This window comes from Bacteroides sp. AF34-31BH (assembly GCF_003602795.1).
Lineage (GTDB): Bacteria > Bacteroidota > Bacteroidia > Bacteroidales > Bacteroidaceae > Bacteroides > Bacteroides uniformis.
In genome coordinates this window covers 63,813-87,769 of record NZ_QTLV01000014.1, presented here as the reverse complement: position 1 = coordinate 87,769, position 23,957 = coordinate 63,813, and the positions used below count along the sequence as shown (strand labels likewise).

General features: G+C 48.3%; 21 protein-coding genes. 14 read left to right on the top strand and 7 right to left on the bottom strand.

Going from position 1 to position 23,957, the window contains the following annotated elements:
* Positions 1-3 precede the first annotated feature (3 nt).
* From DWZ67_RS17535 to DWZ67_RS17520, 4 genes are all read left to right on the top strand, one after another.
* Complete coding sequence (locus DWZ67_RS17535; protein ID WP_117749714.1) at positions 4-1,218, top strand: clostripain-related cysteine peptidase; 1,215 nt, start codon at positions 4-6, stop codon at positions 1,216-1,218.
* Between the two features lie 178 nt (positions 1,219-1,396).
* Complete coding sequence (locus DWZ67_RS17530; protein WP_087333046.1) at positions 1,397-3,868, top strand: FAD-dependent oxidoreductase; 2,472 nt, start codon at positions 1,397-1,399, stop codon at positions 3,866-3,868.
* 11 nt (positions 3,869-3,879) lie between these two features.
* Positions 3,880-4,236, top strand: coding sequence for a MarR family transcriptional regulator (locus tag DWZ67_RS17525; RefSeq protein WP_005831273.1), 357 nt, complete (start codon positions 3,880-3,882; stop codon positions 4,234-4,236).
* Between the two features lie 423 nt (positions 4,237-4,659).
* The gene (locus DWZ67_RS17520) at positions 4,660-7,569 is read left to right on the top strand and encodes a bifunctional fucokinase/fucose-1-phosphate guanylyltransferase (RefSeq protein ID WP_229122489.1); all 2,910 of its coding nucleotides are present in this window, start codon (positions 4,660-4,662) and stop codon (positions 7,567-7,569) included.
* Between the two features lie 6 nt (positions 7,570-7,575).
* Here the strand turns inward: DWZ67_RS17520 and rlmH are convergent, their stop codons facing one another.
* Complete coding sequence (gene rlmH / locus DWZ67_RS17515) at positions 7,576-8,049, bottom strand: 23S rRNA (pseudouridine(1915)-N(3))-methyltransferase RlmH (RefSeq protein ID WP_005831223.1); 474 nt, start codon at positions 8,047-8,049, stop codon at positions 7,576-7,578.
* A 94-nt stretch (positions 8,050-8,143) separates the two neighbouring features.
* Here rlmH and DWZ67_RS17510 point away from each other — a divergent pair, with 94 nt between their 5' ends.
* The 9 genes from DWZ67_RS17510 to DWZ67_RS17470 all read left to right on the top strand — a co-directional run bounded on the left by DWZ67_RS17510 (position 8,144) and on the right by DWZ67_RS17470 (position 15,092).
* Positions 8,144-8,536 (top strand): DUF4783 domain-containing protein, encoded by a 393-nt coding sequence (locus DWZ67_RS17510; protein WP_005832276.1) that lies wholly within the window; start codon positions 8,144-8,146, stop codon positions 8,534-8,536.
* A complete protein-coding gene (gene nadC, locus DWZ67_RS17505) occupies positions 8,529-9,377 on the top strand; it encodes a carboxylating nicotinate-nucleotide diphosphorylase (protein ID WP_005832274.1) in 849 nt (282 codons plus the stop codon). The genes DWZ67_RS17510 and nadC overlap by 8 nt, the downstream gene beginning before the upstream one ends.
* Positions 9,378-9,607: 230 nt before the next feature.
* Positions 9,608-10,318 (top strand): hypothetical protein, encoded by a 711-nt coding sequence (locus tag DWZ67_RS17500; RefSeq protein WP_005832272.1) that lies wholly within the window; start codon positions 9,608-9,610, stop codon positions 10,316-10,318.
* A gap of 6 nt (positions 10,319-10,324) precedes the next feature.
* Positions 10,325-11,029 (top strand): hypothetical protein, encoded by a 705-nt coding sequence (locus DWZ67_RS17495; RefSeq protein ID WP_035448799.1) that lies wholly within the window; start codon positions 10,325-10,327, stop codon positions 11,027-11,029.
* A 50-nt stretch (positions 11,030-11,079) separates the two neighbouring features.
* Positions 11,080-11,688, top strand: coding sequence for an RNA polymerase sigma factor (locus DWZ67_RS17490; protein ID WP_005832268.1), 609 nt, complete (start codon positions 11,080-11,082; stop codon positions 11,686-11,688).
* Positions 11,675-12,775 (top strand): outer membrane beta-barrel protein, encoded by a 1,101-nt coding sequence (locus DWZ67_RS17485; protein WP_057256420.1) that lies wholly within the window; start codon positions 11,675-11,677, stop codon positions 12,773-12,775. Before DWZ67_RS17490 ends, DWZ67_RS17485 begins: the two co-directional genes overlap by 14 nt.
* 19 nt (positions 12,776-12,794) lie before the next feature.
* Positions 12,795-13,352, top strand: a complete 558-nt coding sequence (locus DWZ67_RS17480) for a DUF4943 family protein (RefSeq protein WP_005831209.1) — start codon at positions 12,795-12,797, stop codon at positions 13,350-13,352.
* A 48-nt stretch (positions 13,353-13,400) separates the two neighbouring features.
* On the top strand, positions 13,401-14,063 hold the full coding sequence (locus DWZ67_RS17475) for a DUF4858 domain-containing protein (protein ID WP_008664780.1): 663 nt from the start codon (positions 13,401-13,403) through the stop codon (positions 14,061-14,063).
* 78 nt (positions 14,064-14,141) lie between these two features.
* Positions 14,142-15,092, top strand: coding sequence for an NAD(P)H-dependent flavin oxidoreductase (locus tag DWZ67_RS17470; RefSeq protein WP_009038261.1), 951 nt, complete (start codon positions 14,142-14,144; stop codon positions 15,090-15,092).
* A 92-nt stretch (positions 15,093-15,184) separates the two neighbouring features.
* On the opposite strand, the gene gadC is transcribed toward DWZ67_RS17470, so the two are convergent.
* The 4 genes from gadC to DWZ67_RS17450 all read right to left on the bottom strand — a co-directional run bounded on the left by gadC (position 15,185) and on the right by DWZ67_RS17450 (position 20,252).
* Entirely contained in the window at positions 15,185-16,771 is a 1,587-nt protein-coding gene (gadC, locus tag DWZ67_RS17465) for a putative glutamine/gamma-aminobutyrate antiporter GadC (RefSeq protein WP_005832260.1), read from the bottom strand.
* A 103-nt stretch (positions 16,772-16,874) separates the two neighbouring features.
* Positions 16,875-17,618, bottom strand: a complete 744-nt coding sequence (locus tag DWZ67_RS17460; RefSeq protein WP_005832258.1) for a potassium channel family protein — start codon at positions 17,616-17,618, stop codon at positions 16,875-16,877.
* A 109-nt stretch (positions 17,619-17,727) separates the two neighbouring features.
* Entirely contained in the window at positions 17,728-18,693 is a 966-nt protein-coding gene (glsA, locus tag DWZ67_RS17455; protein WP_009038262.1) for a glutaminase A, read from the bottom strand.
* Between the two features lie 122 nt (positions 18,694-18,815).
* Positions 18,816-20,252 carry a glutamate decarboxylase gene (locus tag DWZ67_RS17450; protein ID WP_005831197.1) on the bottom strand — a complete coding sequence of 479 codons (1,437 nt, stop codon included), beginning with the start codon at positions 20,250-20,252 and terminating at the stop codon, positions 18,816-18,818.
* A 202-nt stretch (positions 20,253-20,454) separates the two neighbouring features.
* Here DWZ67_RS17450 and DWZ67_RS17445 point away from each other — a divergent pair, with 202 nt between their 5' ends.
* Positions 20,455-21,669, top strand: coding sequence for an MFS transporter (locus DWZ67_RS17445; RefSeq protein WP_057089515.1), 1,215 nt, complete (start codon positions 20,455-20,457; stop codon positions 21,667-21,669).
* Positions 21,670-21,716: 47 nt separating this feature from the next.
* On the opposite strand, the gene ald is transcribed toward DWZ67_RS17445, so the two are convergent.
* Positions 21,717-22,823 carry an alanine dehydrogenase gene (gene ald / locus DWZ67_RS17440; protein WP_016274378.1) on the bottom strand — a complete coding sequence of 369 codons (1,107 nt, stop codon included), beginning with the start codon at positions 22,821-22,823 and terminating at the stop codon, positions 21,717-21,719.
* Positions 22,824-22,941: 118 nt separating this feature from the next.
* The gene (locus DWZ67_RS17435; protein ID WP_057089516.1) at positions 22,942-23,943 is read right to left on the bottom strand and encodes a fimbrillin family protein; all 1,002 of its coding nucleotides are present in this window, start codon (positions 23,941-23,943) and stop codon (positions 22,942-22,944) included.
* Between the last annotated feature and the right edge of the window lie 14 nt (positions 23,944-23,957).

The window sequence follows — 23,957 nt, the reverse complement described above, 5'->3', positions numbered from 1 at the left end:
AGTATGAAAACAAAACTATATCTTATTTTTTTCTTCGTTTTCCCCTTGTTCATGTCGGCGTGTCGTGGTGATGATCCGATGCCTGATCCTCCGGTTGATGGGAAACGTACTGTGCTGGTATATATGGCAGCGGATAATAGTATAAATCCATTGGCTAGCTTTACGGATGGGGATTTGGAGGAATTGAAAGCTGGGATGGCTTCAATTGATAATACATCTGATATGCATTTATTGGTGTATATAGATACGGGATCTCCTCGTTTGATTGAAATTGAAAATAAAGGTGGTACTGTTGTTGAAACAATAGTCAAAGAATACGAAGATAGAAATTCATGTGGAGTAGCTGAGACACAAGAGGTATTCAATGATGTGTTTGGGAATTCTTTATATAAAGCGGAAAGTTATGGTTTGATTTATTGGTCGCATGGGGAAGGATGGATACCTACTCCATTGCCTTCTACTCGCTGGATAGGAAATGATAAGACTGGAGGAGGGCATTATATGAATATTGAGGACTTGAAATCGGTATTACAGAATGCCCCTCATTTTGACTTTATTATGTTTGATGCTTGCTTTATGCAGTCGGTGGAAGTCGCGTATGAGTTGCGTGATTGTTGCGATTACTATATTGGTTTCCCTGCTGAGAATCCAGGTCCAGGTGCTGCCTATGATAGAATGTTTCCATTTATATTTCAGAAAGGTGCAGCGGTAGAAATGGCTATTGGGACTTTTGCTGCTTATGATGAAATTTATACTGGAAAAATAGGGAGTAATAGCAATTGGACAATGGGTACTGCTATAGATGTGCTGAAATCTTCTGAGCTTGAGAACTTAGCTGCTGCTACAGCAAATGCTTTGTCGGGAGTGACAGCAGATAGGGAAGTTCTTCGATCATCGGTCTTTGATTATGATCAGCGTAAAGTAGGATCGTCTTATTATGTAGGCTATTATGATTTCGTAGAAATGATGGAAAAACTTGTTGTGGATGAAGTTGTCTTGGATGAATGGAAGCAAGCATATGATGCAGCTTCTGTCTGTTGGAAAAAAACGCCAATGATTTATTCGATGTCTGTTGGTATGTTCTCCATGAAGCGGGCAAATGGGGTTAGCCATTATATACCTTCCACTGCCACTTCTGCTGCTGCTCAAGCTGCTAATGCCGCTTATCGTTCTACTTCATGGTATAGTGCTGTCGGTCTTGCTCGGCTTGGTTGGTAAGCTTATAAAAACTTGCATACTGAACGGATTATTATAGGTGTAAAAACTTGTAATAATCCGTTTTTTTATGCCTATTCTTATTAAAAATGAGTCTTTTAATAATATTTTCCTTTGGAAATTATGTTTTATTGAAAATAACTCTTTTCTTTGCATCATCAAACTTAAAAAACGAAGAATTATGAAATATGTAATCATTGGCGGTGTAGCAGGTGGAGCCACGGCAGCCGCCCGACTGAGAAGAGTGGACGAAATGGCTGAAATCCTTTTATTGGAGAAAGGCCCTTACATCTCGTATGCTAATTGTGGTTTACCTTATTATATAGGTGGAGTGATAGCAGAGCGCGAGAAGCTGCTGGTGCAGACACCCGAATCTTTCGGCAAGCGCTTCCGCATTGATGTGCGTGTGCAGAATGAAGTAATCGCCATCCATCCCAAAAACAAGACCGTTACCATACGCAATGTGGAAGGCAAGGAGTACGACGAAAGCTATGACAAACTTTTGCTTTCTCCCGGTGCCAACCCCGTGAAGCCCCCCTTGGAAGGCATTAATTCCGAAGGCATCTTCACGTTGCGCAATGTAGAAGATACCGACCATATCAAGGCTTATATCTCGGACAAGCAGGTGAAACGCGCCGTGGTGGTAGGTGCCGGTTTCATCGGATTGGAAATGGCGGAGAACCTGCATCATGCCGGTGTTCATGTGTCTGTAGTCGAAATGGGTAATCAGGTGATGGCACCTATCGACTTCTCTATGGCGGCACCTATTCATCAGCATCTGTTGCAGAAAGGCGTCTCTCTCTATCTGGAAGAAGGAGTAACCCATTTCAAGCGTACGGACAACGGAATCACCGTATTCCTGAAAAGCGGAAAGGCCATTCCTGCCGATATGGTGTTACTCTCCATCGGTGTGCGTCCTGCCACTGCATTGGCGCAACAAGCCGGCTTGAAACTGGGCGAGATGGGCGGTATCTGGGTAGACGAACACTTGGAGACTTCCGAAAAAGACATCTATGCTGTGGGCGATGCCATCGAATATCCTCATCCGCTGACCGGAAAGCCCTGGCTCAATTATCTGGCAAATCCTGCCAACCGCCAGGGACGTATCGTTGCTGATAATATGGTGTTTGGCAATACTGTTTCCTACGAAGGAGCTATCGGCACCTCCATTGCCAAAGTATTCGACATGACGGTAGCCTCTACGGGCCTTGCAGCCAAACGCTTGAAGCAGTGGGGCATGGAATATCAAAGCTCGGTGACTCACTCGGCATCTCATGCCGGTTACTATCCGGATGCCCTACCTTTGACCTTGAAACTGACTTTCCATCCCAAAACCGGTAAACTCTATGGTGCGCAATGTATCGGTTACGAGGGAGTGGACAAGCGAATCGACCAGATAGCCGGACTCATCAAGCGGGGTGGCACAGTCTACGATTTGATGGAGACGGAGCACACGTATGCGCCTCCTTTCTCCTCGGCTAAAGACCCCATCGCTATTGGCGGCTATGTAGCATCGAACATTATCAGCGGTGCTATGCCTGTCATCTCTTGGCGCGAGCTGGTAGAAGAGAAGGATAAAGTGATGCTGATAGATACCCGTACGCCCGAGGAATTCTCTTTCGGCACCATTCCGGGAGCCGTCAATATTCCGTTGGACGAAATGCGCGAACATTTGGCAGAGATACCTACAGACAAGCCGGTAGTGCTTTTCTGTGCTGTGGGTCTGCGCGGTTATCTGTCCCTGCGCATCCTGATGGGGCGCGGCTATCGCAATGTGCGCAATCTGATAGGTGGTTATAAGACCTACTCCACGGCAACAGCACCTCTGCCGTTTCCATCTGCTCCGGCAGGCGGCGGCTCTTCTTCTTCGGTAGAGGCTGCTACTGATGATGTTCCTGCGGATGCATCAGTGTCCAAGAAGGAAACGTTGAAGATAAATGCTTGCGGTTTGCAATGTCCGGGACCTATCATGCAGGTGAAAAAGGCGATGGATAGCATTGCTGTGGGCGAGCGTGTGGAGATTGTGGCAACCGATGCCGGTTTTGCACGCGATGCTTCTGCCTGGTGTGATACGACGGGAAATAAATTGATAGAGAAGCATGACGAGAAAGGACGCTATACGGTAGTCATCGAGAAAGGTGCTCCGGCTTGTACATCTGCTTCCAATGTTTCCGCAGCCAGGGGTAGGGGAAAGACGCTGATTCTGTTCAGTGACGACCTGGACAAAGCGCTGGCAACCTTCGTACTAGCAAACGGAGCAGCGGCAACGGGACAGAAAGTAACCATTTTCTTCACCTTCTGGGGACTGAACGTCTTGAAGAAAGTGCAGAAACCCAGTGTGCAGAAGGACTTCTTCGGCAAGATGTTCGGCATGATGCTGCCGTCCAGCTCTTTGAAACTGAAGTTGTCGCAGATGAATATGTTTGGCATGGGCAGCCGCATGATGCGCTTCTTGATGAAGCGCAAGGGAGTGGATTCTTTGGAGTCGTTGCGCTCGCAGGCATTGGCGCAGGGAGTGGAATTCATTGCTTGCCAGATGTCTATGGATATGATGGGCATCCAGCACGAAGAACTTCTGGATGAAGTAACCATCGGCGGCGTGGCTACCTATATGGAACGTGCGGACAAGGCAAATGTGAACTTATTTATATAGGAGGACAAGATATGGAGACTTTATGTAAAATCCGTGATGTTTATCGGGCTATTGCCGAGTTCGAGGTGCAGTTTACGCAGATGTATGATTTATCGCTGAATGAAGGAATGCTGTTGTGCACGCTGCTCAATACTCCTAAGCTTACCTCCAGTGAGATAGCCGAGGCACTGGGTTTGTCTGCCTCCAACACTTCAAAGGTCATTCGCTCTGTCGAGGGAAAGAAGCTCATTACCCGTCTGATAGGTAAGGAAGATAAGCGTCAGATGCGTTTTTCTCTTACGACAGAAGGCAAGAACCGGATTTCGGATATTAAGAATGCTACTTTCGAATTGTCGGGGTTGTTGCAGCAGGTAGTTAGCCTCGTATAGTTTTGTGTAAAAGCGAATTAATATCGTGTTTGCAGGAAGTTAATATCCTGCGGACACGATATTTGTTTTTTGTAGGACACGTTATTAACTTCTTGCACGACATGTTGTTAGTATCGTGTATTGCATGCTATAAATTGTTTGTATCTGTTCGTGTGTATTTCTATCTTTTATTACTGAGAAATTTACTAAGAATCTTTAATAATGTCTCTTTCGACAATTTCTTAACTCTTAATCAATTCTTTTCTCTGTTTTAAAAATGAACTTGATTGGAAAAGCCATTCTTTATGAATCGCCTATATACTCAGTCGTATTTCCGTAAAGGAACACAAGCTTGATACCAAAGAAATAAATTGAAACTTTCTATGTCAATTGCCTAATATTATTTTACTTTGCTGTCAAATAGTAAGCAATACAGCGATTGATATGCAGAAATTATTGTCTTTGCCGCCTAATCTGGTGTCGGCATTCTATGAACTGGAAAATGTAGACCGTACGGAATGGTTTTGTACTTCCGACCCGGTGGGAATGAAACTTGGCTCGGGTGGGGGAACTACCTGGCTCTTGAGAGAATGGCAGAAGGAACGGGATAGGAAGTATTGGGCGGAGGAGCGTATTCCAACAGAAAAGTGCATTCCAACAGAGAAAAGCATTCCAATAGAGAAGCGTATTCTGCTGCATGCCGGAGGACAAAGCCGTCGTTTACCGGGATATGCACCGTCGGGCAAGATATTGACCCCGATTCCGGTGTTTCGCTGGGCGCGTGGACAAAAACTGGGACAGAATTTATTATCCCTTCAACTCCCACTTTACGAAAAGATAATGGAGCGGGCTCCCGAAAGACTGCGTACGCTGATTGCCAGTGGTGACGTATATATCCGTGCGGAAAAGCCGCTTCAAGAGATTCCCGATGCAGATGTGGTGTGCTATGGACTGTGGGTAGACCCGTTGCTCGCCACACATCATGGTGTGTTTATCTCGGACCGGAATCAACCGGAATCCTTGGATTTCATGCTTCAGAAACCCTCTCTGGAAGAATTGGAAAACCTCTCCAAGACACATCTCTTTTTAATGGATATCGGCATCTGGCTATTGAGCGACCGGGCCGTTGACTTGCTGATGAAACGTTCGCAGAAGGCAGATGGGGCTTTGGACGTGGATACGCCATATTCCGACTTGAAATACTATGACTTGTATGCTGACTTTGGCTTGTCCTTAGGAAATCATCCCCGTATTGAGGATGAAGAGCTGAATAGCCTCTCCGTCGCCATATTGCCTTTGCCCGGAGGCGAATTCTACCATTATGGAACAAGCCGCGAACTGTTGTCTTCAACCGTCACCTTACAGAATAAGGTCTACGACCAGCGCCAGATTATGCACCGGAAGTTGAAGCCCAATCCGGCCATCTTTGTGCAGAATGCAGAAGTGCATCTCCCCCTTACTCCGAAGAACGACAGTCTTTGGATTGAAAATAGCTTTGTTGGAGCTTCTTGGCGGCTGGGGGCACGGCAGATTATCACGGGTGTTCCCAAGAATGACTGGAGGCTGACCATTCCAGACGGTATCTGCATTGATATAGTTCCGCTTGCCGACCAGCGCTGGGCAGTACGCCCCTATGGTTTTGACGATACTTTTAAGGGGGATATTCGGGATGAAAAGACACTGTTCCTTGGAATGTCGTTTTCGGAATGGCTGGTCGAACGGGAATTGTCGGTGGAAGACATCACCGGCAGAAAAGAGGACCTGCAGGCTGCTGCCATTTTCCCGGTTGTGGAAGATAAAGAGCAGATGGGGACAGTGCTTCGATGGATGGTTTCCGAACCGGGCTTGACGGAAGGAAAGGCTGTCTGGCTGGAAAGTCGTCGGTTGTCCGCCGACGAAATTTCAGCACAAGCCGACTTGCGTCTGCTGTATGCACAGCGGGAGAGCTTCTGCAAAGGAAACTGGGAAGTGCTGGCACGCAACCATGCAAAGAGTGTATTCTATCAACTCGACTTGATGGATGTGGCCGGTAAATTCCATAAATTCGGCATTGACAAGCCGGAAGTGTTGCCGACAGATGCCTCGCTGATGCAGCGTATCCATAACCGGATGCTGCGTGCACAGATTGAGAAGCTGGACGGAAGGGACTTCAAGGCAGACGAGCAGGCCGCATTCAGCTTGTTGCGCGAAGGATTGCTGACTGATTTGTATGAACGCAAGAGCAGTCCTCGCCTGAATGTGTATAGTGACCAGATTGTATGGGGGCGTAGCCCCGTACGCATAGATATGGCGGGAGGATGGACGGACACTCCGCCTTACTCCTTGTTTGCCGGTGGGAGTGTGGTGAATATTGCCATTGAACTGAACGGGCAGCCGCCTTTACAAGTGTACATCAAACCTTGCGCGGAGCATCGCATCGTGTTGCGCTCCATTGATATGGGAGCCATGGAGGTGGTGAATACTTTTGAGGAATTGCAATCCTATTGCATGATAGGTTCCCCCTTTTCCATTCCCAAAGCAGCATTGGCGCTGGCCGGGTTTGTTCCGGCTTTTTCAGAAACGGCTTATCCTTCGCTGGAAAAACAACTGGAAGCCTTCGGCACAGGTATAGAGATTACATTGCTTTCTGCCATACCTGCAGGTTCCGGTCTGGGCACAAGCTCCATTTTGGCTTCTACTGTCTTGGGTTCATTGAGTGACTTTTGCGGACTGATGTGGGATAAGAACGAAATATGCCGCCGTACGCTTGCCCTGGAACAGTTGCTGACGACCGGTGGCGGTTGGCAAGACCAATACGGTGGGGTATTGCAAGGCATCAAACTGTTGCAGACGGAGGCTGGATTTGCCCAGCAGCCATTGGTACGCTGGTTGCCCGAGCATTTGTTTACCCATCCGGAATACCGCGATTGCCATCTGCTGTATTATACGGGCATTACGCGTACAGCCAAGGGCATCCTTGCAGAAATAGTACGCTCCATGTTCCTCAACTCTTCCCTGCACCTGGGGTTATTAGAAGAGATGAAAGCACATGCCTTGGATATGGCCGAAGCCATTCAACGGAATGACTTCAAGAGTTTCGGAACACTGGTAGGCAAGACATGGATGCAGAAGAAGGCACTGGACAGTGGAACAAATCCTCCTGCCGTAGAGGACATCATCTGTCAGATAAAAGACTATACCTTAGGATATAAACTGCCGGGAGCCGGTGGGGGAGGTTATCTGTATATGGTGGCTAAGGATCCGCAGGCAGCCCTGCGCATCCGTGAGACCTTGACGCTGAATGTACCGAATCCGAGAGCCAGGTTCGTAGAAATGTCACTCTCGGATAAGGGATTCCAGGTGTCGCGGAGCTGAAATTCATCATTCATGATGATACGGCCCCCCGTTCAGTATGGTCATCGCCCGGTAGAGTTGCTCCACAAAGATGAGGCGCACCATCTGATGGGAAAAGGTCATGCGTGAGAGGGACATCTTCTCGTGTGCCGCTTCGTACACTTTGGGGGAGAATCCGTAAGGGCCTCCGATAATAAATACCAGCCGTTTGTTCACGGTATTCATCTTGCGCTTCATATAGTCTGCAAACTCTATGGAGCGCATTTCTTTTCCACCTTCGTCCAGCAGTACGACCACATCTCCCGGCTGGAGAGCTTTCAATATCAGTTCCCCTTCCTTTTCCTTCTGCACTTCCATGGAGAGGCTCTTGGTGTTTTTCAGTTCGGGGATGACTTCCATCTCGAATGAGAGATAACGCTTGGTACGTTGCACATAGTCGTTGATGGCTGTTATAAAGTGTTGTTCTACAGTTCGTCCTACAACGAGCAGAGTAGTTTTCATACTGGTTCTGTTTTGATTAGCACACAAATTTAGCATTTTTTTATTGTATTTTGAGACAAATGCTTACCTTTGCCTATCATAAATACTTGTGAAAATGAAAAAACGGGTAATCTTTTTGTTGACCGGTCTCTTCATTTGGACGTCTGTGCTGCTGGCTCAGAATGTTCCCGAGGGAGTGATTGGAGCCTTCAAGGAAGGAAACTCTCAGGAGCTCAACAAGTATCTGGGTGACAAGGTCGATTTAATCATTCAGAATAAGTCGACCCACGCCGACAAGCGGACGGCAGAGGGCACAATGGCTGCTTTCTTCTCCAACCACAAGGTCGGCAGTTTTAATGTGAACCATCAGGGGAAGCGCGATGAGTCCGGTTTCGTCATCGGTACCTTGATGACCGCAAATGGAAACTTTCGGGTGAATTGTTTCTTCAGAAAAGTACAGAACAAATATGTCATACATCAAATAAGGATAGATAAAACAGATGAATAAGGAAGAAGAATTGATTGACAGGTTGATAGACCTGGCTTTCGCCGAAGATATAGGCGATGGAGACCATACAACCCTTTCGTGCATTCCTGCTACGGCAATGGGCAAATCCAAACTGTTGATAAAAGAACCGGGCATCCTGGCCGGTATCGAGATAGCAAAGGAGGTGTTCCGCCGTTTCGATCCTACCATGAAGGTGGAAGTGTTCATTAATGACGGTACAGCCGTAAAGCCGGGTGATGTGGCCATGATTGTGGAAGGCAAGATACAGTCTTTGTTGCAAACGGAGCGTCTGATGCTGAACATCATGCAGCGCATGAGTGGCATTGCCACCATGACACATAGGTATGCCGAGCAACTGAAAGGTACGAATACCCGTGTACTCGATACCCGCAAGACTACTCCGGGCATGCGTATCCTCGAGAAAATGGCAGTGAAAATCGGTGGCGGTGTAAACCACCGTATCGGCTTGTTCGATATGATTTTGCTGAAAGACAACCATGTGGACTTTGCCGGAGGAATCGACAAGGCTATCAACCGTGCGAAGGAATATTGCAAGGAAAAAGGCAAGGACCTCAAGATAGAAATAGAAGTGCGCAACTTCGACGAATTGCAGCAGGTGCTCGACCTGGGCGGTGTAGACCGTATCATGTTCGACAACTTTACGCCGGCAATGACAAAGAAGGCCGTAGAGATGGTAGGCGGCCGCTATGAAACGGAATCTTCCGGCGGCATCACGTTTGATACGCTCCGCGACTATGCCGAATGCGGTGTGGATTTTATTTCCGTAGGAGCTTTGACGCACTCTGTGAAAGGATTGGACATGAGCTTTAAAGCATGTTGACAAAGGCGGAAAGCATTATTGCAGAATAATAAGGAAAGCCTCTCATAAAGAATGCTGCATTACGGCAGACTTATGAGAGGCTTTCTCTTGATAACCAGCAGAGTAATGACTCCTGAAAAAACAGATGGTGTATTGGGGTGAAACAGATGGTCTGTTGGGGACGGATAGATGATGCGTTTGGCTATAACGGATGATGTGTTTCAGAGTAATGGATAATAGCGTAGGAAGATATGAAAAACATAACATGGAATAAAGTAAAAACAACTGTCAAAGATTGGCAAGTGGGAGACTACATCCGGCAGACTTCCATTGTGGTGATTGGCGTACTGATTACTTTTGTCGGTAGTGAGTTGGTTACTCAAAACTCCGAGAAAAAGGATATTCAAGCCACCATGTCGCTGATTAGGGATGAACTGAAAAGTAACCGGGAAAATTATAAGAGTATCGTTTCAGAGTTTAGAGAGGATGAACGTCTTTCCAGCTTATTGGTGGAGCATGACTTAAAGCATCGGACGATACCGGAAGATTCATTGATACAGTTCCGCTTTCTTATGGGGCATATCCGCAGTTTTTATTATAGTCAGAATGCATTGGATATACTTAAAAACTCCATGTTGATGCAGAAGATTTCAGATAAAGAGCTACTGTTGCAGTTGACCGGAATCTATGAGGTATTGGATGGATTTAGGGCGACTATGAATGGCTATTACGATATGAAGGACGAAATTATGGTTCCTTTCCATTTGGCATTGACTGATGAACAGACGGACCAGATAAATCGTGGAGGATATGAGGCGTGGGATATTTACTTGTCGGACAGGTCGGTACGGAACTTTGTCAGGGTAGCGCGGAACTATTTTACGCCGGACTATGTAGAACGTGTGGGAAAACGTATAGACGAGGCAATACAAGCGCTTGAGAAAAAGTATCATTTAGAATGAAAAGATATGGGAAAGACAAGCTTTAACAGGTTGAACCATAAGATAAAAAGTTGGCGCATAGGTGATTATTTCCGCCAGTTCAGTATTGTGGCTGCGGGCATCATTGTCACTTTCTGGGGAAATGACCGGATTACCGAGAATGCCCGCCAAAAGGAAGTGCGTGCTACGATGCAGTTGGTAACGGAAGAGTTGGAATATAATAGGCAGGAGCTCCGTAATATAAAGCACTTGTTGGATATTGACATACACATGAGTCTGTTGTTGAGGGAACATGATATGGATGTATCCAAGATACCGACAGATACTCTGTGGAAGTATGGCAAGTTTTTCAATAATATGGATGAATTTTCTTATAGGACAGATGCGCTGGATGTGCTGAAAGGTTCTTCATTGATGCAGTATATACCGGACAAACGTATGTTGCAGGATGTATTGCAGACTTATTTTGAGTTGGGCAGGAAACAAAAGGATGTCAGTGATTACTATGCAACGAAAACAGATGCTCTTATGAGTGCTGCCATGTCCAGGGAGTGGGCGAATGTTTTTGACGGTGGCGACGGTCTTCGGGACCAGGCCTTGTTTCTTGTGCAGTATAAGAAATTTATCAATTACGTCAACATGGTTCCCGGTTTTCTGTATTGGCATGAATTTGATAAACTGGATGAGATGCTGGACAAGCAAATACAGGCTTTGAAAGCCAAATATAAATAATCTCCGTTCTTTAACTTCTTTTTAGAATTAATTCAGCAGCATTTTCCGCAATGCTGCGTCTAACTAACAAACGACGCAAAGAGGCGTCCGTAAAACGAGCACTGACATTGGAAAATGAGATAGAACTGATTGAGGGCTGCCGGGCAGGAAAGGATTCCGCCCGAAAGGAATTATACACCCTCTACTCCAAGCAGATGCTGGCGGTATGTTACCGCTATACGGGCGATGTCGATGCGGCCCATGACGTATTGCACGATGGCTTCATCAAAATTTTCACCCACTTCACCTTCCGTGGCGAATGTGCATTGAGTACCTGGGTGACAAGGGTAATGGTGACGCAGGCGATAGACTACCTGCGGAAACAGCAACGTTTCAGCCAACTGGTGGTGAATGAGGAACAATTGCCCGACATTCCGGATGAAGCAGGCATTGCCGAAACCGGAGGCCGTATTTCCGAAGAAATGCTGATGGCGTTCGTGGCGGAACTTCCCGATGGATGCCGTACTGTATTCAACTTATACGTCTTTGAGGAGAAATCGCACAAGGAAATAGCCGAAATCCTCCACATCAAAGAGCATTCGTCTACCTCGCAGTTGCATCGTGCTAAGTGTTTGTTGATAAAAAGAATTAAAGAATATACTGAATATGAGAGAAAATGATGAAATAACCGGTTTGTTCCGCAGTCGTCTTGCCGGCGCAGAGATGACAGTGCGGGAGGACTTCTGGGAAGGGTTGCAACGTGACTTGCCGTCACCGGTTGCCGCAAAAGGCAGGAGGCCGCTTTTTCTTTCTCCGAGGTTTCACCGCGTAGCCGCAGCCGCCTCTGTTGTATTTGTACTGGGAGCTGCTTCTGCCGCTTTCTGGTATTTCTCTCCGAAAGAGGAAATCAAGGAGGCCTTTACACAAGTGGCGGCCATGACGCCGGAAGGTAACTTGAACGGGGATGTGGTGCAGGAAAGTTTTCCCTCTATCCATCAGGCCAACCCCATGGCACAAAAGCCCGGTACACAGCATCCCGCCAACGGCATTCCGGCAGGATTGACGGCGCAGGCCGATGAGGATGAATCCGTGTCTGTCCATGTTTCCATTCGGATTACCCAACGGGTGTACGGAAACCAGCAGCAGCCGGGAAACGGTTATTACAGTAACGGAACTCCGGCCGGAAACGGGAACTACCATTCAAATCCTGGCCATAAGGATGCTGATATAGATAGAATGCTGCCATCTTCTGAGGAAGAACCGGCAAACTCTGTGGCTGTATCGCCATCCAAGCCCCGTAATTGGGCATTGAAAGCAGGCATCGGCACTTCCCTGCCGAAAGGGAATTTTCATATGCCGTTCACGGCCGGGGTAAGCGTGGAACGTTGTTTGAACAAGCATTTCTCCTTGGAAGCCGGTCTTCAGTATAATTGCTTGGATGGTGACCATACGTTGCATACGCTGGAAGTTCCGGTAAGGCTGAACATGATGCTGGCCAGTACGCCGAAAGTGGATTTCTATGCTATGGTAGGTGGAGCAGCCGAGAAATGCATTGCTGGTGCTCCGGACAATGGTTTCGGTGCAGAGCCGGTACAGTTGTCGGTTGCTGCCGGAGTAGGGGTACGCTATAAAATGAACAACCGTTTTGCCTTGTTTGCAGAGCCGTCTGTATCCCATCATTTCGATACGGACTCGCAGACAAGAACCTTGCGTACGGAACGGCCCACCAATCTGAATCTGTTGTGCGGCGTGCGCATGACTTATTAATCTTAAATACCATACAAATATGAAGACTCTATACAATAAATTACATATATTCGGGCAGACTATGCTGCTCGTATTCTTTACTCTTTCTGTTCTCTCTTTGAGCTCTTGCAGCAAAGAAACGTTGGACTACAACCATCCGGATGTAGACTTGTTTGTCAAGCAGTTGAAGGCTGGCAAATATTCTACCCAAAGTCCGGATGGATTGAGTAACATGCCCAAGTTCACTTCCGAAGATATAGAGGAATTGCTGAAGTATGCCGAGGACTTGACGGTCATTCCCTCTTTCCCCCTGGCTCCGGTATCCTATTCGGCAGGTGGCAAGCTGCGTTTGGGCGAATGCATCCTGTGGACGGTAGAGACTATCCGCCTCGGGAACAATGCTTCGATGGGATGCAAGATGGTACATACGGATGCGGAGAATTATGAAGGTATCTATTTCCTTTCGGATGAAGAGGTGCTGGATGCTGCTTCGCGCTACCGCCGCTGGTGGGAAACCCGTAAGTATCCACGGACTATGTGGACGATTGATCCCTGCTATGACGAACCGCTTTGTGGCAGCGGATATATGTGGTGGTGAAATGTTTTTAGGGATTAAGGATTAGGTATTAAGTAATCAAACTGTCAGGTGAAGAGATTTATACTTGTAATGGGGCTGCTCTGTGCAGTAGCCTTCCCTTGCTATGCCCAAAACTGGACCCCTCAGGACTCGTTGAGGCTGAACCGGTTGCTGAAGGGCGAGGGGGAGGTAAAACTGAATCCGGAGGTATTGCAGGAATTGGAAATGAACAATTCTCTGGGTACTCCGAAAGCGGTGATGGACAAGTCGTGGATGGATTTTGATAATTCATTGCCCGTCATGCCGAAAGCGCCCGAGAAAAAAGTGGTGCTTACCTTACGTCCTTATACAGCCAATACCAAATATAATTGGGACCCCATTTATCAGAAAAAAATCAAGGTAGACAAGGATACTTGGCGAGGAGATGAATTCTATGCGCTTAAGATTCTGATGATTCCTACGAACTGGGCTAAACATCCGTTTGATGCCGGTCCGCGTGAGACGGTGGAGCAGATTGAAGCAACCGGTTTGCGTTACCGGGTGACGGAGCGGGCCAATAATATGGCTGTGGGCGGTTGGCAGGGTGCCAGTGGCGGTGGAATTTCCGGTTTAGACCTGATGACACCTTTTACCCGTGAGTTTTGGAATTTCAAAGGCCGCAAGCGCCGTGCCCGTACGCTGGAAGTATTGAAGGCGTATGGAGATTCGATAACTGTTTTGGAACAACAGTAATTTATCACTTTTTGTCAAATTTTGAACTTTCTTTCTCCTCTTCTTGTTTTCATTAGTAAACCTTTAAAAAAAGTAATAATGAACAGAGTGACTTCTCTATTCGGAATAAGATATCCGATAATTCAAGGTGGCATGGTGTGGTGTAGCGGCTGGAGACTTGCTGCTGCTGTAAGCAATGCAGGAGGGCTAGGCTTGCTCGGCGCAGGTTCGATGCATCCCGAAACGTTGCGGGAGCATATCAGGAAATGCCATGAGGCTACGCATCATGCTTTTGGTGTGAATATTCCCTTGATGTATCCCCAGATAGAAGAGATAATGCAGATTGTGGCCGACGAGGGAGTGAAGATTGTATTTACATCTGCCGGCAGCCCGAAGAAATGGACTGGTTGGTTGCACGAGCGTGGCATCACGGTGGTGCATGTTGTTTCGTCCTCGCGTTTTGCCGTGAAGGCAGAAGAGGCGGGTGTTGATGCAGTAGTTGCCGAAGGCTTCGAAGCCGGTGGGCACAATGGGAGGGAGGAGACTACCACCCTGTGCCTGATACCAGCTGTACGTGCAGTTACTACACTTCCGCTGATTGCCGCCGGTGGCATTGCAACGGGTGAGGCCATGCTGGCTGCCCGGGTGCTGGGTGCGGAAGGTGTGCAGATTGGTACACGCTTTGCCTTGACGGCAGAGAGTTCTGCAAACGAGGTATTTAAGGATTACTGCTTGCATTTGGAAGAAGGGGATACCCGTCTGCTTTTGAAGAAATTGGCTCCGGTGCGTCTGGTGCGCAATAACTTTCGCAGCGCCGTAGAGGCTGCTGAGGCTGTGGGAGCTTCAGAGGAAGAACTTCGTATCCTTTTAGGGCGTGGCCGTGCCAAACGTGGTATTTTTGAAGGTGACTTGGAAGAAGGGGAACTGGAAATAGGGCAGGTATCTGCCTTGCTGCATGGAAAGGGAGTGCAGTCTGTGGCGTCGGTCATGCAAGAGTTGGTGGAGGAGAGCAGAAGGGCGTGGGAGAGAATGCAGGAATTGGATTTCTGAATATTCCCTCTTCTGGTATCATATAACAATAAAAAAGGAATATTCCCGGTGATTTCGGGGATATTCCTTTTTTAGTTTCAACTTATAACCTTTTATCCTTTGGGGATATTGGTTGTGTCTTTTGCCGTATTTCCACTTGTGGCGGAATTACTTGTGCCATTGCTGCTGGCAGTGGCGCTACCGGTAGCCATATTTGTTGCACTTTTACCGGCTGTCTGCACAGCAGGTTGCTCTTCCCAATGGAACGGTTCAAAGCTACTGTTCGGGTCAACCCAGGACGGTTTCTTGGAAGCATAAATAATGAATGGGGCAATGACTACAATCAGCGCACCGATGATGAGCACGGAGAACCATACAGTGTTGCTGCCTGTTGAAATCTGGCTGGGTGGGATAAAGCTCAATACGAATGCCAGCAATGACCCGCAGAAACCAAGACCACCGATGAGCCACATCAATCCGTTGCCATTCTTGCCGATACGGAACGGACGGTTCAGCTTCTTCATCTTATAACGCAGCACGATGGCTCCGGAGAACATCAGCATATACATGATAAGATAGAGGACTACAGTCAGCTGTGATAGAATCTGGTAGAAACTCTGTACGGAAGGCATGACTACGAACAGAAGGCTCAGTACGGTTACTGCACCGCCTTGTACATAAAGGATATTCTTCTGTACGCCCAGTTTGTTTGTCTTTTGGAAGAACGGAGGCATGTAGCCTGCTTTTCCTACGGCAAAGATACCTTTGGACGGACCGGCAACCCATGTCAATACACCTGCCAGCACCCCGAATGCCAGAGCAATGGCAATGATGGGTGACAGCCAGGAGGCACGGATGTAATGGAAATAGTTATCGAAGCCTACAAGCAGACTCTGTGTCAGACTGATGTCTTTGGCCGGGATGATGATACCCAGTGAGAAAGTTCCGAGTACGAAGATGATAACCGTAATGGCTGCACCGATGAACACTGCCTTCGGATAATTCTTGGAGGGATTGTTCACGTCTTTTACGTGGATACCGCCCATTTCCATACCGGCATAGAAGAGGAAGATACTGGCAGCAAGCACCACGTTGTCGAAGTTCGTCAAGTCGGGGAAGAAGCTGCTGTGGAAATCCAGGTTGGAGTGTCCGCCGGTGGCAAGGTAGATAATACCCAGGATAATCAGCAGTGCGGCAGGGATAATAGTCCCGACCAGGCCGCCGACCTTTGCCACTTTACCTACCCAGCTCATGCCCTTCATGGAGATGAACGTAGCCAGCCAGTAGATGATGAGGACAACGACGAGCGAGTAATACTTGTTGTTGGCCAGTGACATGTCGTGTACGTCGTTCATGCCGATGAAAGCAATGGATACGGCACCGAATGTCAATACGGTAGGATACCAGATTGTACTTTCAATCCATTGTACCCAGATGGCAAGGAAGCCCAGTTTTTTTCCGTAGGCTTCGCCCACCCAGCGGAACACACCGCCTTGCTTGTCTTGAAACATGGCAGCCAGTTCCGCGGCGACAAGTGACGTCGGAATCAGAAAAACAATGGCTGCAAATAAGTAGTAGAAGGCCGAACTCATTCCGTACACGGCCTCGGCAGGAAGTCCACGTAGGGATACTACTGCCGTCACATTCATGATTGCCAGGGTAAATACACCCAGCTTCACTGTTTGTTTAATATTTGCCATAAGTTAAGGTTTTAGATGAAAAATATATTCAAAATCAGCGTCTATAACAACACTTGGGGAGAGTTGTTCCCAACGGATAAGTGAAAGTTCAGGTTTTAACTATTCAGGAAGCGTCGGCTTTGGGCGCGGGCTTCTGTGCAACTTTCTTGTAGAACTCTTCTTTTTCCTTATTGCGCCGTTCGACCAGGCTCGTTACATACACTGTAAAGATAGGGAACATCATCATGCCCAGCGCAGCCAGCAGTACGGACAGTACCCGTCCGGTGGGAGTGACTGCTATGATATTGGAACCCACCGTCGTCACATCCATAAATGCCCACCATAAGGCGTCTCCATATCCTTTGACTAAAGGATTGGGACCATGCTCCATGACATAAAAGGCCAGACTGGAAAAATAGACAGTGGCCAGCAACATGGTAAGGTAGGAAACGAACAGTCCCGATGCGCGGTTGTACGTCAGCCAACCCACCACGATAGCCATGGCGTAACCACCCCGCACCAATGGGATGAAACGCAGCATATAGGTTATCTCGGGTGAGAAAGTCCATCCCATATAGGCAATGATGTTTTGATAGGGTATAGCTACCAGCAGGAAAATGAAATGCGTGGCCACGTAGTGACCCTTCTTCTCTGCCAGGAACCATTCCAATACAAAATCTGCCAGGAACAGGGCGCATATCCACAACTGTACTTTCATGTAGACCGACTGTTCGTAAAAGGGGATCCCCTTGAACGTGTCGACAGAGATGCTGATAACTAAAAATAGCGACAGTATCAATATAATGACATGCAGTATGCCATAGATACCTTTTTCCCGCAATACAAATTCTGATAGAGCCATTTTCATGATGAAGTCCATTATAAAGTCATAAGTTATGAGTTATAAGTCATTTGCTGATTACGGTGCCTACCAACAAATAACTCATAACCTATAACTCATAACTAAAAAGAGAAACTTATTCTGTAATCGTTACGTTATCACCGTTGAACACACCCAGGCCGAGCTTGTTCATGATGAACTTGATTGCCGATTGGGCCTTTACGGAGTTTCCCGCTTCGTCTAGGGGAGGAGCGAAGGCCGATACTCCCATGACACCGGGCAATACGGCCATTACACCACCGCCTACACCGCTTTTGGCCGGTATGCCGGCGGTGTACATCCAGTCGCCCGAATGCTCGTAGAAGCCTACGGTAGAAATCATCGACGTGATTTTCGGTGCCAAGCTGGCTTCGAACACCGTTTGTTTGGTGACGGGGTTCACACCGTTATTGGCGATGGTTCCTGCGGCAATGCCCAGTTGCTGGGCCGTGATGCCGAGAGAACACTGGCGAGTATAGAGGTCGAGAGCCATGTCCGGATTATCGTAGATGCGGTTGTAGTTTTTCAGCAGCCAGGCAATGGAGCGGTTGTTGAAGTTGGTAGCCGTTTCCGATTTGTACAGTTCGTCGATGAGTTGTGGGGCAGAGCCGCACAGCTCAGTGACATTCTGTACAATGGCATCCCATTTCTTGTCGGAGTTTCCCACTGGCTGTACCATGGAACAGGCGGAAATGGCACCGGCATTTACCAATGGAGTGGAAGGGTGGTCGTTTTCCAGCAAGATGGCGATGATGGAGTTGAACGGTAGTCCCGTGGCATCGGCACCTATCATGTCCAGCACTTTCTGCGCACCGTATTGGCGCAGGATAAGGATGGCTGTGTGTACCTTCGAGACGGACTCTATACCGAAACGATAGTCTGTGTCACCTATATTGATGGTCTGCCCGTTCATCAGGCAGATGCTGAGTCCGAATAGTTTGGAGTCTATGTTGGCAAGGTAGGGAATATAATCCGCATTCTTGCCTCCTGTGCTGCCCTTCACCTCATTGTAGGCTTCTTGGGCAACCTCCTTTATTTGTGAAATTGATATTTTCTTTTCCATAAACACGTTGTGATGTACGATTAGACGATGTACGATTTACGATTGAAATTACTCCTTTAAACGTAGTCCGTATCAAGAGAAACTCTAATCGTACATCGTAAATCGTTTAATCGTAAATTAATTTATTTTTTATGAGTACGGCATCCGTGGTTGAATATTTTGGTTTCCACCGGCAGGTTCTTTTCCTGTGCCATACGGGTAGGCGTCGGATAGTCCAGTTTCTCCAGTTCGGTGATGGCATTCTTGATGTCACCCAACAGCATGTCTGCCATGTCGCGGCTGAATCCCTGGCGGACAACGACACGCATAACGACGTAGTCTTCCAGTTTTGAAGGCAGTGTATAGGCGGGTACCATCCAGCCGTGCTGTGACAACTTGTCCTGCAGGTCATACAGAGTCCATTTGGCAGCTCTTGCATATTCCGGTTTCAAGTACCAGATGAACAGCGGGTTCACAACTTCGTCGGAATAGTTTACGAACGGAGCCATCTTGCCGATTTCGTCATGGATATACTTGGCGATGGTCAGAGAGTTGTACTGTACTTCCTTGTAACCCTGGAATCCCAAACGGATGAACTGGTAATATTGACCCAGAATCTGTGCGGCAGGACGGGAGAAGTTCAGGCCTACCTGAGTAATGTTGGCACCGAGGTAGTTTACGCTGAATGACATTTCTTCGGGCAGATATTCCTTGCCTTTCCAGCAAACCCAGCCCAGACCCGGATAAACCAGACCGAATTTGTGTCCGCTGACGCTGATGGAGAGTACCCACTTCAGACGGAAGTCCCATTTCTTTTCGGGATAGAGGAACGGGAGGATGAAACCACCGCTGGCGGCATCTACGTGGATAGGAATGTCGTAGCCGGTCTTCGCATTGTAGGCATCGAGGGCTTTGTCGAGGGCTTCGACGTCATCGTTCAGTCCTGTCCATGTAACGCCTTGGATAGGCACGATACAGATGGTGTTCTCATCACACATCTTCAAGGCTTCTTCGGGGTCGAGCGTGGTCTTGTCGAGTGTCAAAGGTACTTCACGCATTTCAATCTGCCACAATTGGGCGAATTTTTCCCATACCACCTGGAAACCGGTTGAAATAACGAAGTTGGGTTTGTCGAACGGTTTGCCTTGTGCCTGACGTTTCTTGCGCCAGCGCAACCAGGCTGCCACACCACCCAGCATACATGCCTCCGAGGAACCGATGGCAAGTGCGCCGGTTTTCCAGGTTTCTTTTTCAGGAGAGTTCCAGAGGTTGGCCACGATGTTGATACATTTACCGTTCATTACGGCGATGCGCGGATATTCGGTCTCGTCAATGTAGTTGATGTTGATGGCTTCGTTCATCAACTTGGTGGCATATTCGTCCATATAGGTAGTGACGAATGTAGCCAGATTCAAGCGAGGCTGCGTTTGGGCGAAGGTTTCGTCTTTCACCATCTGATAGGCGATTTCCGGGGTAGTGGGTCCGTCGGGAATCTTTTCTACGGGTGAGGGTTGTAACATACGGTTTGAACCGAATACTTCAGTTTTTGCATCTCCTTTTCTGAAATTCAAATCTTCCATATTAATAAGTTTTTTAAAGGTTTAGGCGGCGGGGCTTTTCCCCGTCGAATTTCCCACAACAACGGGGTTTGCGGATGAAAGTTCCGGGGTTTTGCATTATTTGGCGTTTATTAAAGGGCAGCGTAGTAAAATCTTAAAAAACGAACATTCTGAAGGTAAGTTTGTTGTTCCCACATTATTCATTTAATTAATATACTACTATATGAAAATCAATACCGGAAGGGGTACAATCCCCCTTATCACGCTTGTCGGCATTTGGTCAGTCTCTGCATTGACTTCCTTGCCGGGGTTGGCCGTATCACCTATTTTGGGACAACTTACTACCATTTTTCCACATGCCACAGAACTGGATATACAGATGCTTACCTCCCTGCCTTCGCTGCTGATAATTCCTTTTGTGCTGTTGGCGGGCAAGCTGGCCGAGAAACGTGACTTTGTGCGTCTGCTGAAAGCGGGGCTTTGGATGTTTGCCACCAGTGGGGTACTTTATCTTTTTTCGGATAAAATGTGGCAGTTGATGGTGGTCAGCGCTTTGCTTGGCATCGGTTCGGGGGTGATTATTCCGTTGTCCACCGGTCTGGTTTCACGCTATTTCACGGGGGAATATCGGGTGAAGCAGTTTGGTTACAGTTCTGCCATTACCAATGTGACGCTGGTTGTGGCAACGGCGGTGACTGGGTATCTGGCAGAGGTAAACTGGCACTTGCCTTTCGTGGTATACCTGCTTCCGTTGGTTTCTCTGCTGCTTGTCGGATATTTGAAGGGGGATACCGGTCAGCCGCAGATAGCAGAAGATACAGCTGCCGTTGTTCCGGAGGAATCCAAGCGTGCGGTTCCCGGTAAATACGGCATCCATATCTGCCATCTGCTACAGTTGATGCTGTTTTATGGCGTCACTACGTATGTAGTGCTGGCGGTTACTTTTGACTTGCCTTTTTTGATGGAGGCCCATCACTTCTCCAGCGGAAATTCCGGATTGATGATCTCCTTATTCTTCCTTGCCATTATGGCTCCGGGTTTCTTCCTGGGGCATATCGTGAAGTGGATGGGGAAACACACAAAGTTTTACAGCCTTTTGTTCATTGCAGCGGGTTTGCTTTTGATATGGATTTCGCCTAAAGAATGGCTGATAATACCGGGATGTATGTTGGTTGGTTTGGGATATGGTGTCATTCAACCGCTGATTTATGACGAGACAGTAGATACGGCTATACCGGAAAAAACAACTTTGGCACTGGCCTTTGTAATGGTAATGAATTATCTGGCGATTCTATTGTCCCCGTTCATTACAGACTTCTTTCAGACCTTGTTCCACACTAGTTCCAAGGAATTCCCGTTTATTTTCAACCTCTGCATCACACTGCTCGCCATGTGGTGGGAGTATGCGAGGAAGAAGGATTCTTTGTTTGGAGATTGAGGGTGTCAAAACGGTTGATGGCACACAGATGAGACACCCTCTATAACTTATAACTCAATCGCCTCATATTTCAGCCCGAAGACATCGGCTACAGCTCTGTATGTTACCTTGCCTTCCACTACGTTCAATCCCAACGCCAGAGCCGGATCGTCCTTGCAGGCTTGTCTCCAGCCTTTGCATGCCAGGGCAACGGTGTAGGGCAGGGTGGCATTTGTCAGTGCCATGGTGGAGGTGAAGGGTACGGCGCCGGGGATATTGGCAACGGCGTAGTGTACAATTCCGTCCACAATGTAGGTAGGGTCGCTGTGCGTGGTGGGGTGGGAGGTTTCGAAACATCCGCCTTGGTCGATGGCAACGTCTACGAGTACGGTGCCGGGCTTCATCATTTTCAGCATTTCTTTGGTGATGAGATGAGGCGCTTTGTCACCGGGGATAAGGACAGACCCTATTACGAGGTCTATTGTAGGTAATTCCATTTTGATATTGTGAAGGGAAGAATAGAGTGTTTTTACATTCTTGGGCATCACTTCACTGAGGTAGCGCAGGCGGGGAAGGTTGATGTCGGCAATCAGTACCTCGGCACCCATTCCGGCAGCTATTTGTGCGGCATTGGTGCCCACAATGCCGCCGCCCAGGATAAGTACGCGTGCGGGGCGTACACCCGTCACGCCACCCATCAGTTTCCCTTTGCCGCCTTGGGGTTTTTCGAGGAAGCGTGCTCCTACCTGGGTGGCCATGCGTCCCGCCACTTCGCTCATGGGGGTAAGCAGCGGAAGTGAGCGGTCTTCTTTCTCTACCGTTTCGTAGGCGATGCAGACGGCGCCGCTTGCTATCATGGCTTCGGTCAGCAATTTATCGGCAGCGAAGTGGAAATAGGTGAATACCACTTGTTCCTTTTTTATCAGTTTGTACTCCGGTGCGATGGGCTCCTTTACCTTGACAATCATGTCGGCTATGGCATACGTGTCTTCAATGGTTGGCAACATTTGTGCACCTACGGCGATGTAATCATCGTCAGAGAAACCGCTGTTTGCGCCTGCCGAGGCTTGCACATACACCGTATGACCGCGTTTCACCAACTCGGCTACTCCGGCAGGGGTCATTCCTACACGGTTCTCGTTGTTCTTGATTTCTTTAGGTACTCCGATAATCATAACCTTAAAGTTTTTATTGAGGGGTTAAACATGGCGCAAGATACAAAAATGGAGGGTACAGTGTCTCCGTACCCTCCATGTTTAAGAACAGTTTTCGTTCTCAGTTATTCATTGTCCATCAGTTTCCAATGTCCATGCCTGCATCCCCTTCTATTTCATCTGTGTCCCATGCGGCGATGGTAATCCCTTTCAGCGTCAGCCCGGCCTTGTTCAGGCTGAGGTCGAAGTTGTAGGTTTTGTTGGCCTCGGTAGTGAGGTTTTCGCTGGAACTCATAGCCAGATAGTAGGTGTAGGTGTTGCTGCCGGAGGTGACTTTTACGAATTGGGAGCTATTGGTGAATGCCTGACCCGGCAGCACGATGGCGCGGTAGGTGGTGGCACCTGCAACGCTGTGGGCGTAGGTGGTGATGGAGGTGGTAGATGCAGCTGCAGCGTCGGTGGCAGCGGCATCATTAGCCTTTGTTACTTTGCCGTCTGCCAGATTCCACGTGCCGCTGAGGGCGAAGCCTGCGGAGCAGAGCAGTTCTACCTTGTCGATGGCGGGCAGGGAGGAGTAGCCGTTTCCTGCGGAGAGGGTGACGGTGATTTGGCTCATGCAGTGCTTCATGCTGATGCTTGCGTTGTTCGTTGCCACGGTGGTGCATTTGCCCCACAGCAGGTCGGAGGCTTCGTAGTCGGCGGCGGCGGTGCTGCTGTTGTTCTGGTCGGGCTTGATGCTGACGTTGGGCACGGTGTAGGTGTCGGTGGCGGTGTTGGTATAGGGATAGTAGGCGTAGAGGGTGTGCTGGTCGGTGACGTTCTGCCAGTAGAGGGGTTCGTCGGTGAAGCTGCCGTTTACCCATTTGGTGTTCTTGGGGTCGAGGGAGGCGCTGATGGGGGATTCATCGTTGGCACCCGTTTTGTGGGCGATGTAGAGGCCCAGTGCGTCGTCATCATCGAACTCGGTGGCGCCGATGGCGGCGCGGCTGATGGGGATATTGGTGCCGGTGGTGGTGAGCGAGAGCTTCACGTTGATGGGCTTGGTGATGTCCACTGTCTGGTCTGAATCGTTGTTACAGGCGGTGACCAGCAGGCCGAGGGTGGCTGCGAGGAGCAGCGTTTGGATACTTCTTGTTTTCATATTTGGTCTATTTA

What these genes read in the sequence shown, in the direction of transcription:
- DWZ67_RS17535 (WP_117749714.1), top strand. Translation starts at nt 4, where the DNA reads ATGAAAACAAAACTATATCTTATTTTTTTCTTCGTTTTCCCCTTGTTC.
- DWZ67_RS17530 (WP_087333046.1), top strand. Translation starts at nt 1,397, where the DNA reads ATGAAATATGTAATCATTGGCGGTGTAGCAGGTGGAGCCACGGCAGCC.
- DWZ67_RS17525 (WP_005831273.1), top strand. Translation starts at nt 3,880, where the DNA reads ATGGAGACTTTATGTAAAATCCGTGATGTTTATCGGGCTATTGCCGAG.
- DWZ67_RS17520 (WP_229122489.1), top strand. Translation starts at nt 4,660, where the DNA reads ATGCAGAAATTATTGTCTTTGCCGCCTAATCTGGTGTCGGCATTCTAT.
- rlmH (WP_005831223.1), bottom strand. Translation starts at nt 8,049, where the DNA reads ATGAAAACTACTCTGCTCGTTGTAGGACGAACTGTAGAACAACACTTT.
- DWZ67_RS17510 (WP_005832276.1), top strand. Translation starts at nt 8,144, where the DNA reads ATGAAAAAACGGGTAATCTTTTTGTTGACCGGTCTCTTCATTTGGACG.
- nadC (WP_005832274.1), top strand. Translation starts at nt 8,529, where the DNA reads ATGAATAAGGAAGAAGAATTGATTGACAGGTTGATAGACCTGGCTTTC.
- DWZ67_RS17500 (WP_005832272.1), top strand. Translation starts at nt 9,608, where the DNA reads ATGAAAAACATAACATGGAATAAAGTAAAAACAACTGTCAAAGATTGG.
- DWZ67_RS17495 (WP_035448799.1), top strand. Translation starts at nt 10,325, where the DNA reads ATGGGAAAGACAAGCTTTAACAGGTTGAACCATAAGATAAAAAGTTGG.
- DWZ67_RS17490 (WP_005832268.1), top strand. Translation starts at nt 11,080, where the DNA reads ATGCTGCGTCTAACTAACAAACGACGCAAAGAGGCGTCCGTAAAACGA.
- DWZ67_RS17485 (WP_057256420.1), top strand. Translation starts at nt 11,675, where the DNA reads ATGAGAGAAAATGATGAAATAACCGGTTTGTTCCGCAGTCGTCTTGCC.
- DWZ67_RS17480 (WP_005831209.1), top strand. Translation starts at nt 12,795, where the DNA reads ATGAAGACTCTATACAATAAATTACATATATTCGGGCAGACTATGCTG.
- DWZ67_RS17470 (WP_009038261.1), top strand. Translation starts at nt 14,142, where the DNA reads ATGAACAGAGTGACTTCTCTATTCGGAATAAGATATCCGATAATTCAA.
- gadC (WP_005832260.1), bottom strand. Translation starts at nt 16,771, where the DNA reads ATGGCAAATATTAAACAAACAGTGAAGCTGGGTGTATTTACCCTGGCA.
- DWZ67_RS17460 (WP_005832258.1), bottom strand. Translation starts at nt 17,618, where the DNA reads ATGAAAATGGCTCTATCAGAATTTGTATTGCGGGAAAAAGGTATCTAT.
- glsA (WP_009038262.1), bottom strand. Translation starts at nt 18,693, where the DNA reads ATGGAAAAGAAAATATCAATTTCACAAATAAAGGAGGTTGCCCAAGAA.
- DWZ67_RS17450 (WP_005831197.1), bottom strand. Translation starts at nt 20,252, where the DNA reads ATGGAAGATTTGAATTTCAGAAAAGGAGATGCAAAAACTGAAGTATTC.
- DWZ67_RS17445 (WP_057089515.1), top strand. Translation starts at nt 20,455, where the DNA reads ATGAAAATCAATACCGGAAGGGGTACAATCCCCCTTATCACGCTTGTC.
- ald (WP_016274378.1), bottom strand. Translation starts at nt 22,823, where the DNA reads ATGATTATCGGAGTACCTAAAGAAATCAAGAACAACGAGAACCGTGTA.
- DWZ67_RS17435 (WP_057089516.1), bottom strand. Translation starts at nt 23,943, where the DNA reads ATGAAAACAAGAAGTATCCAAACGCTGCTCCTCGCAGCCACCCTCGGC.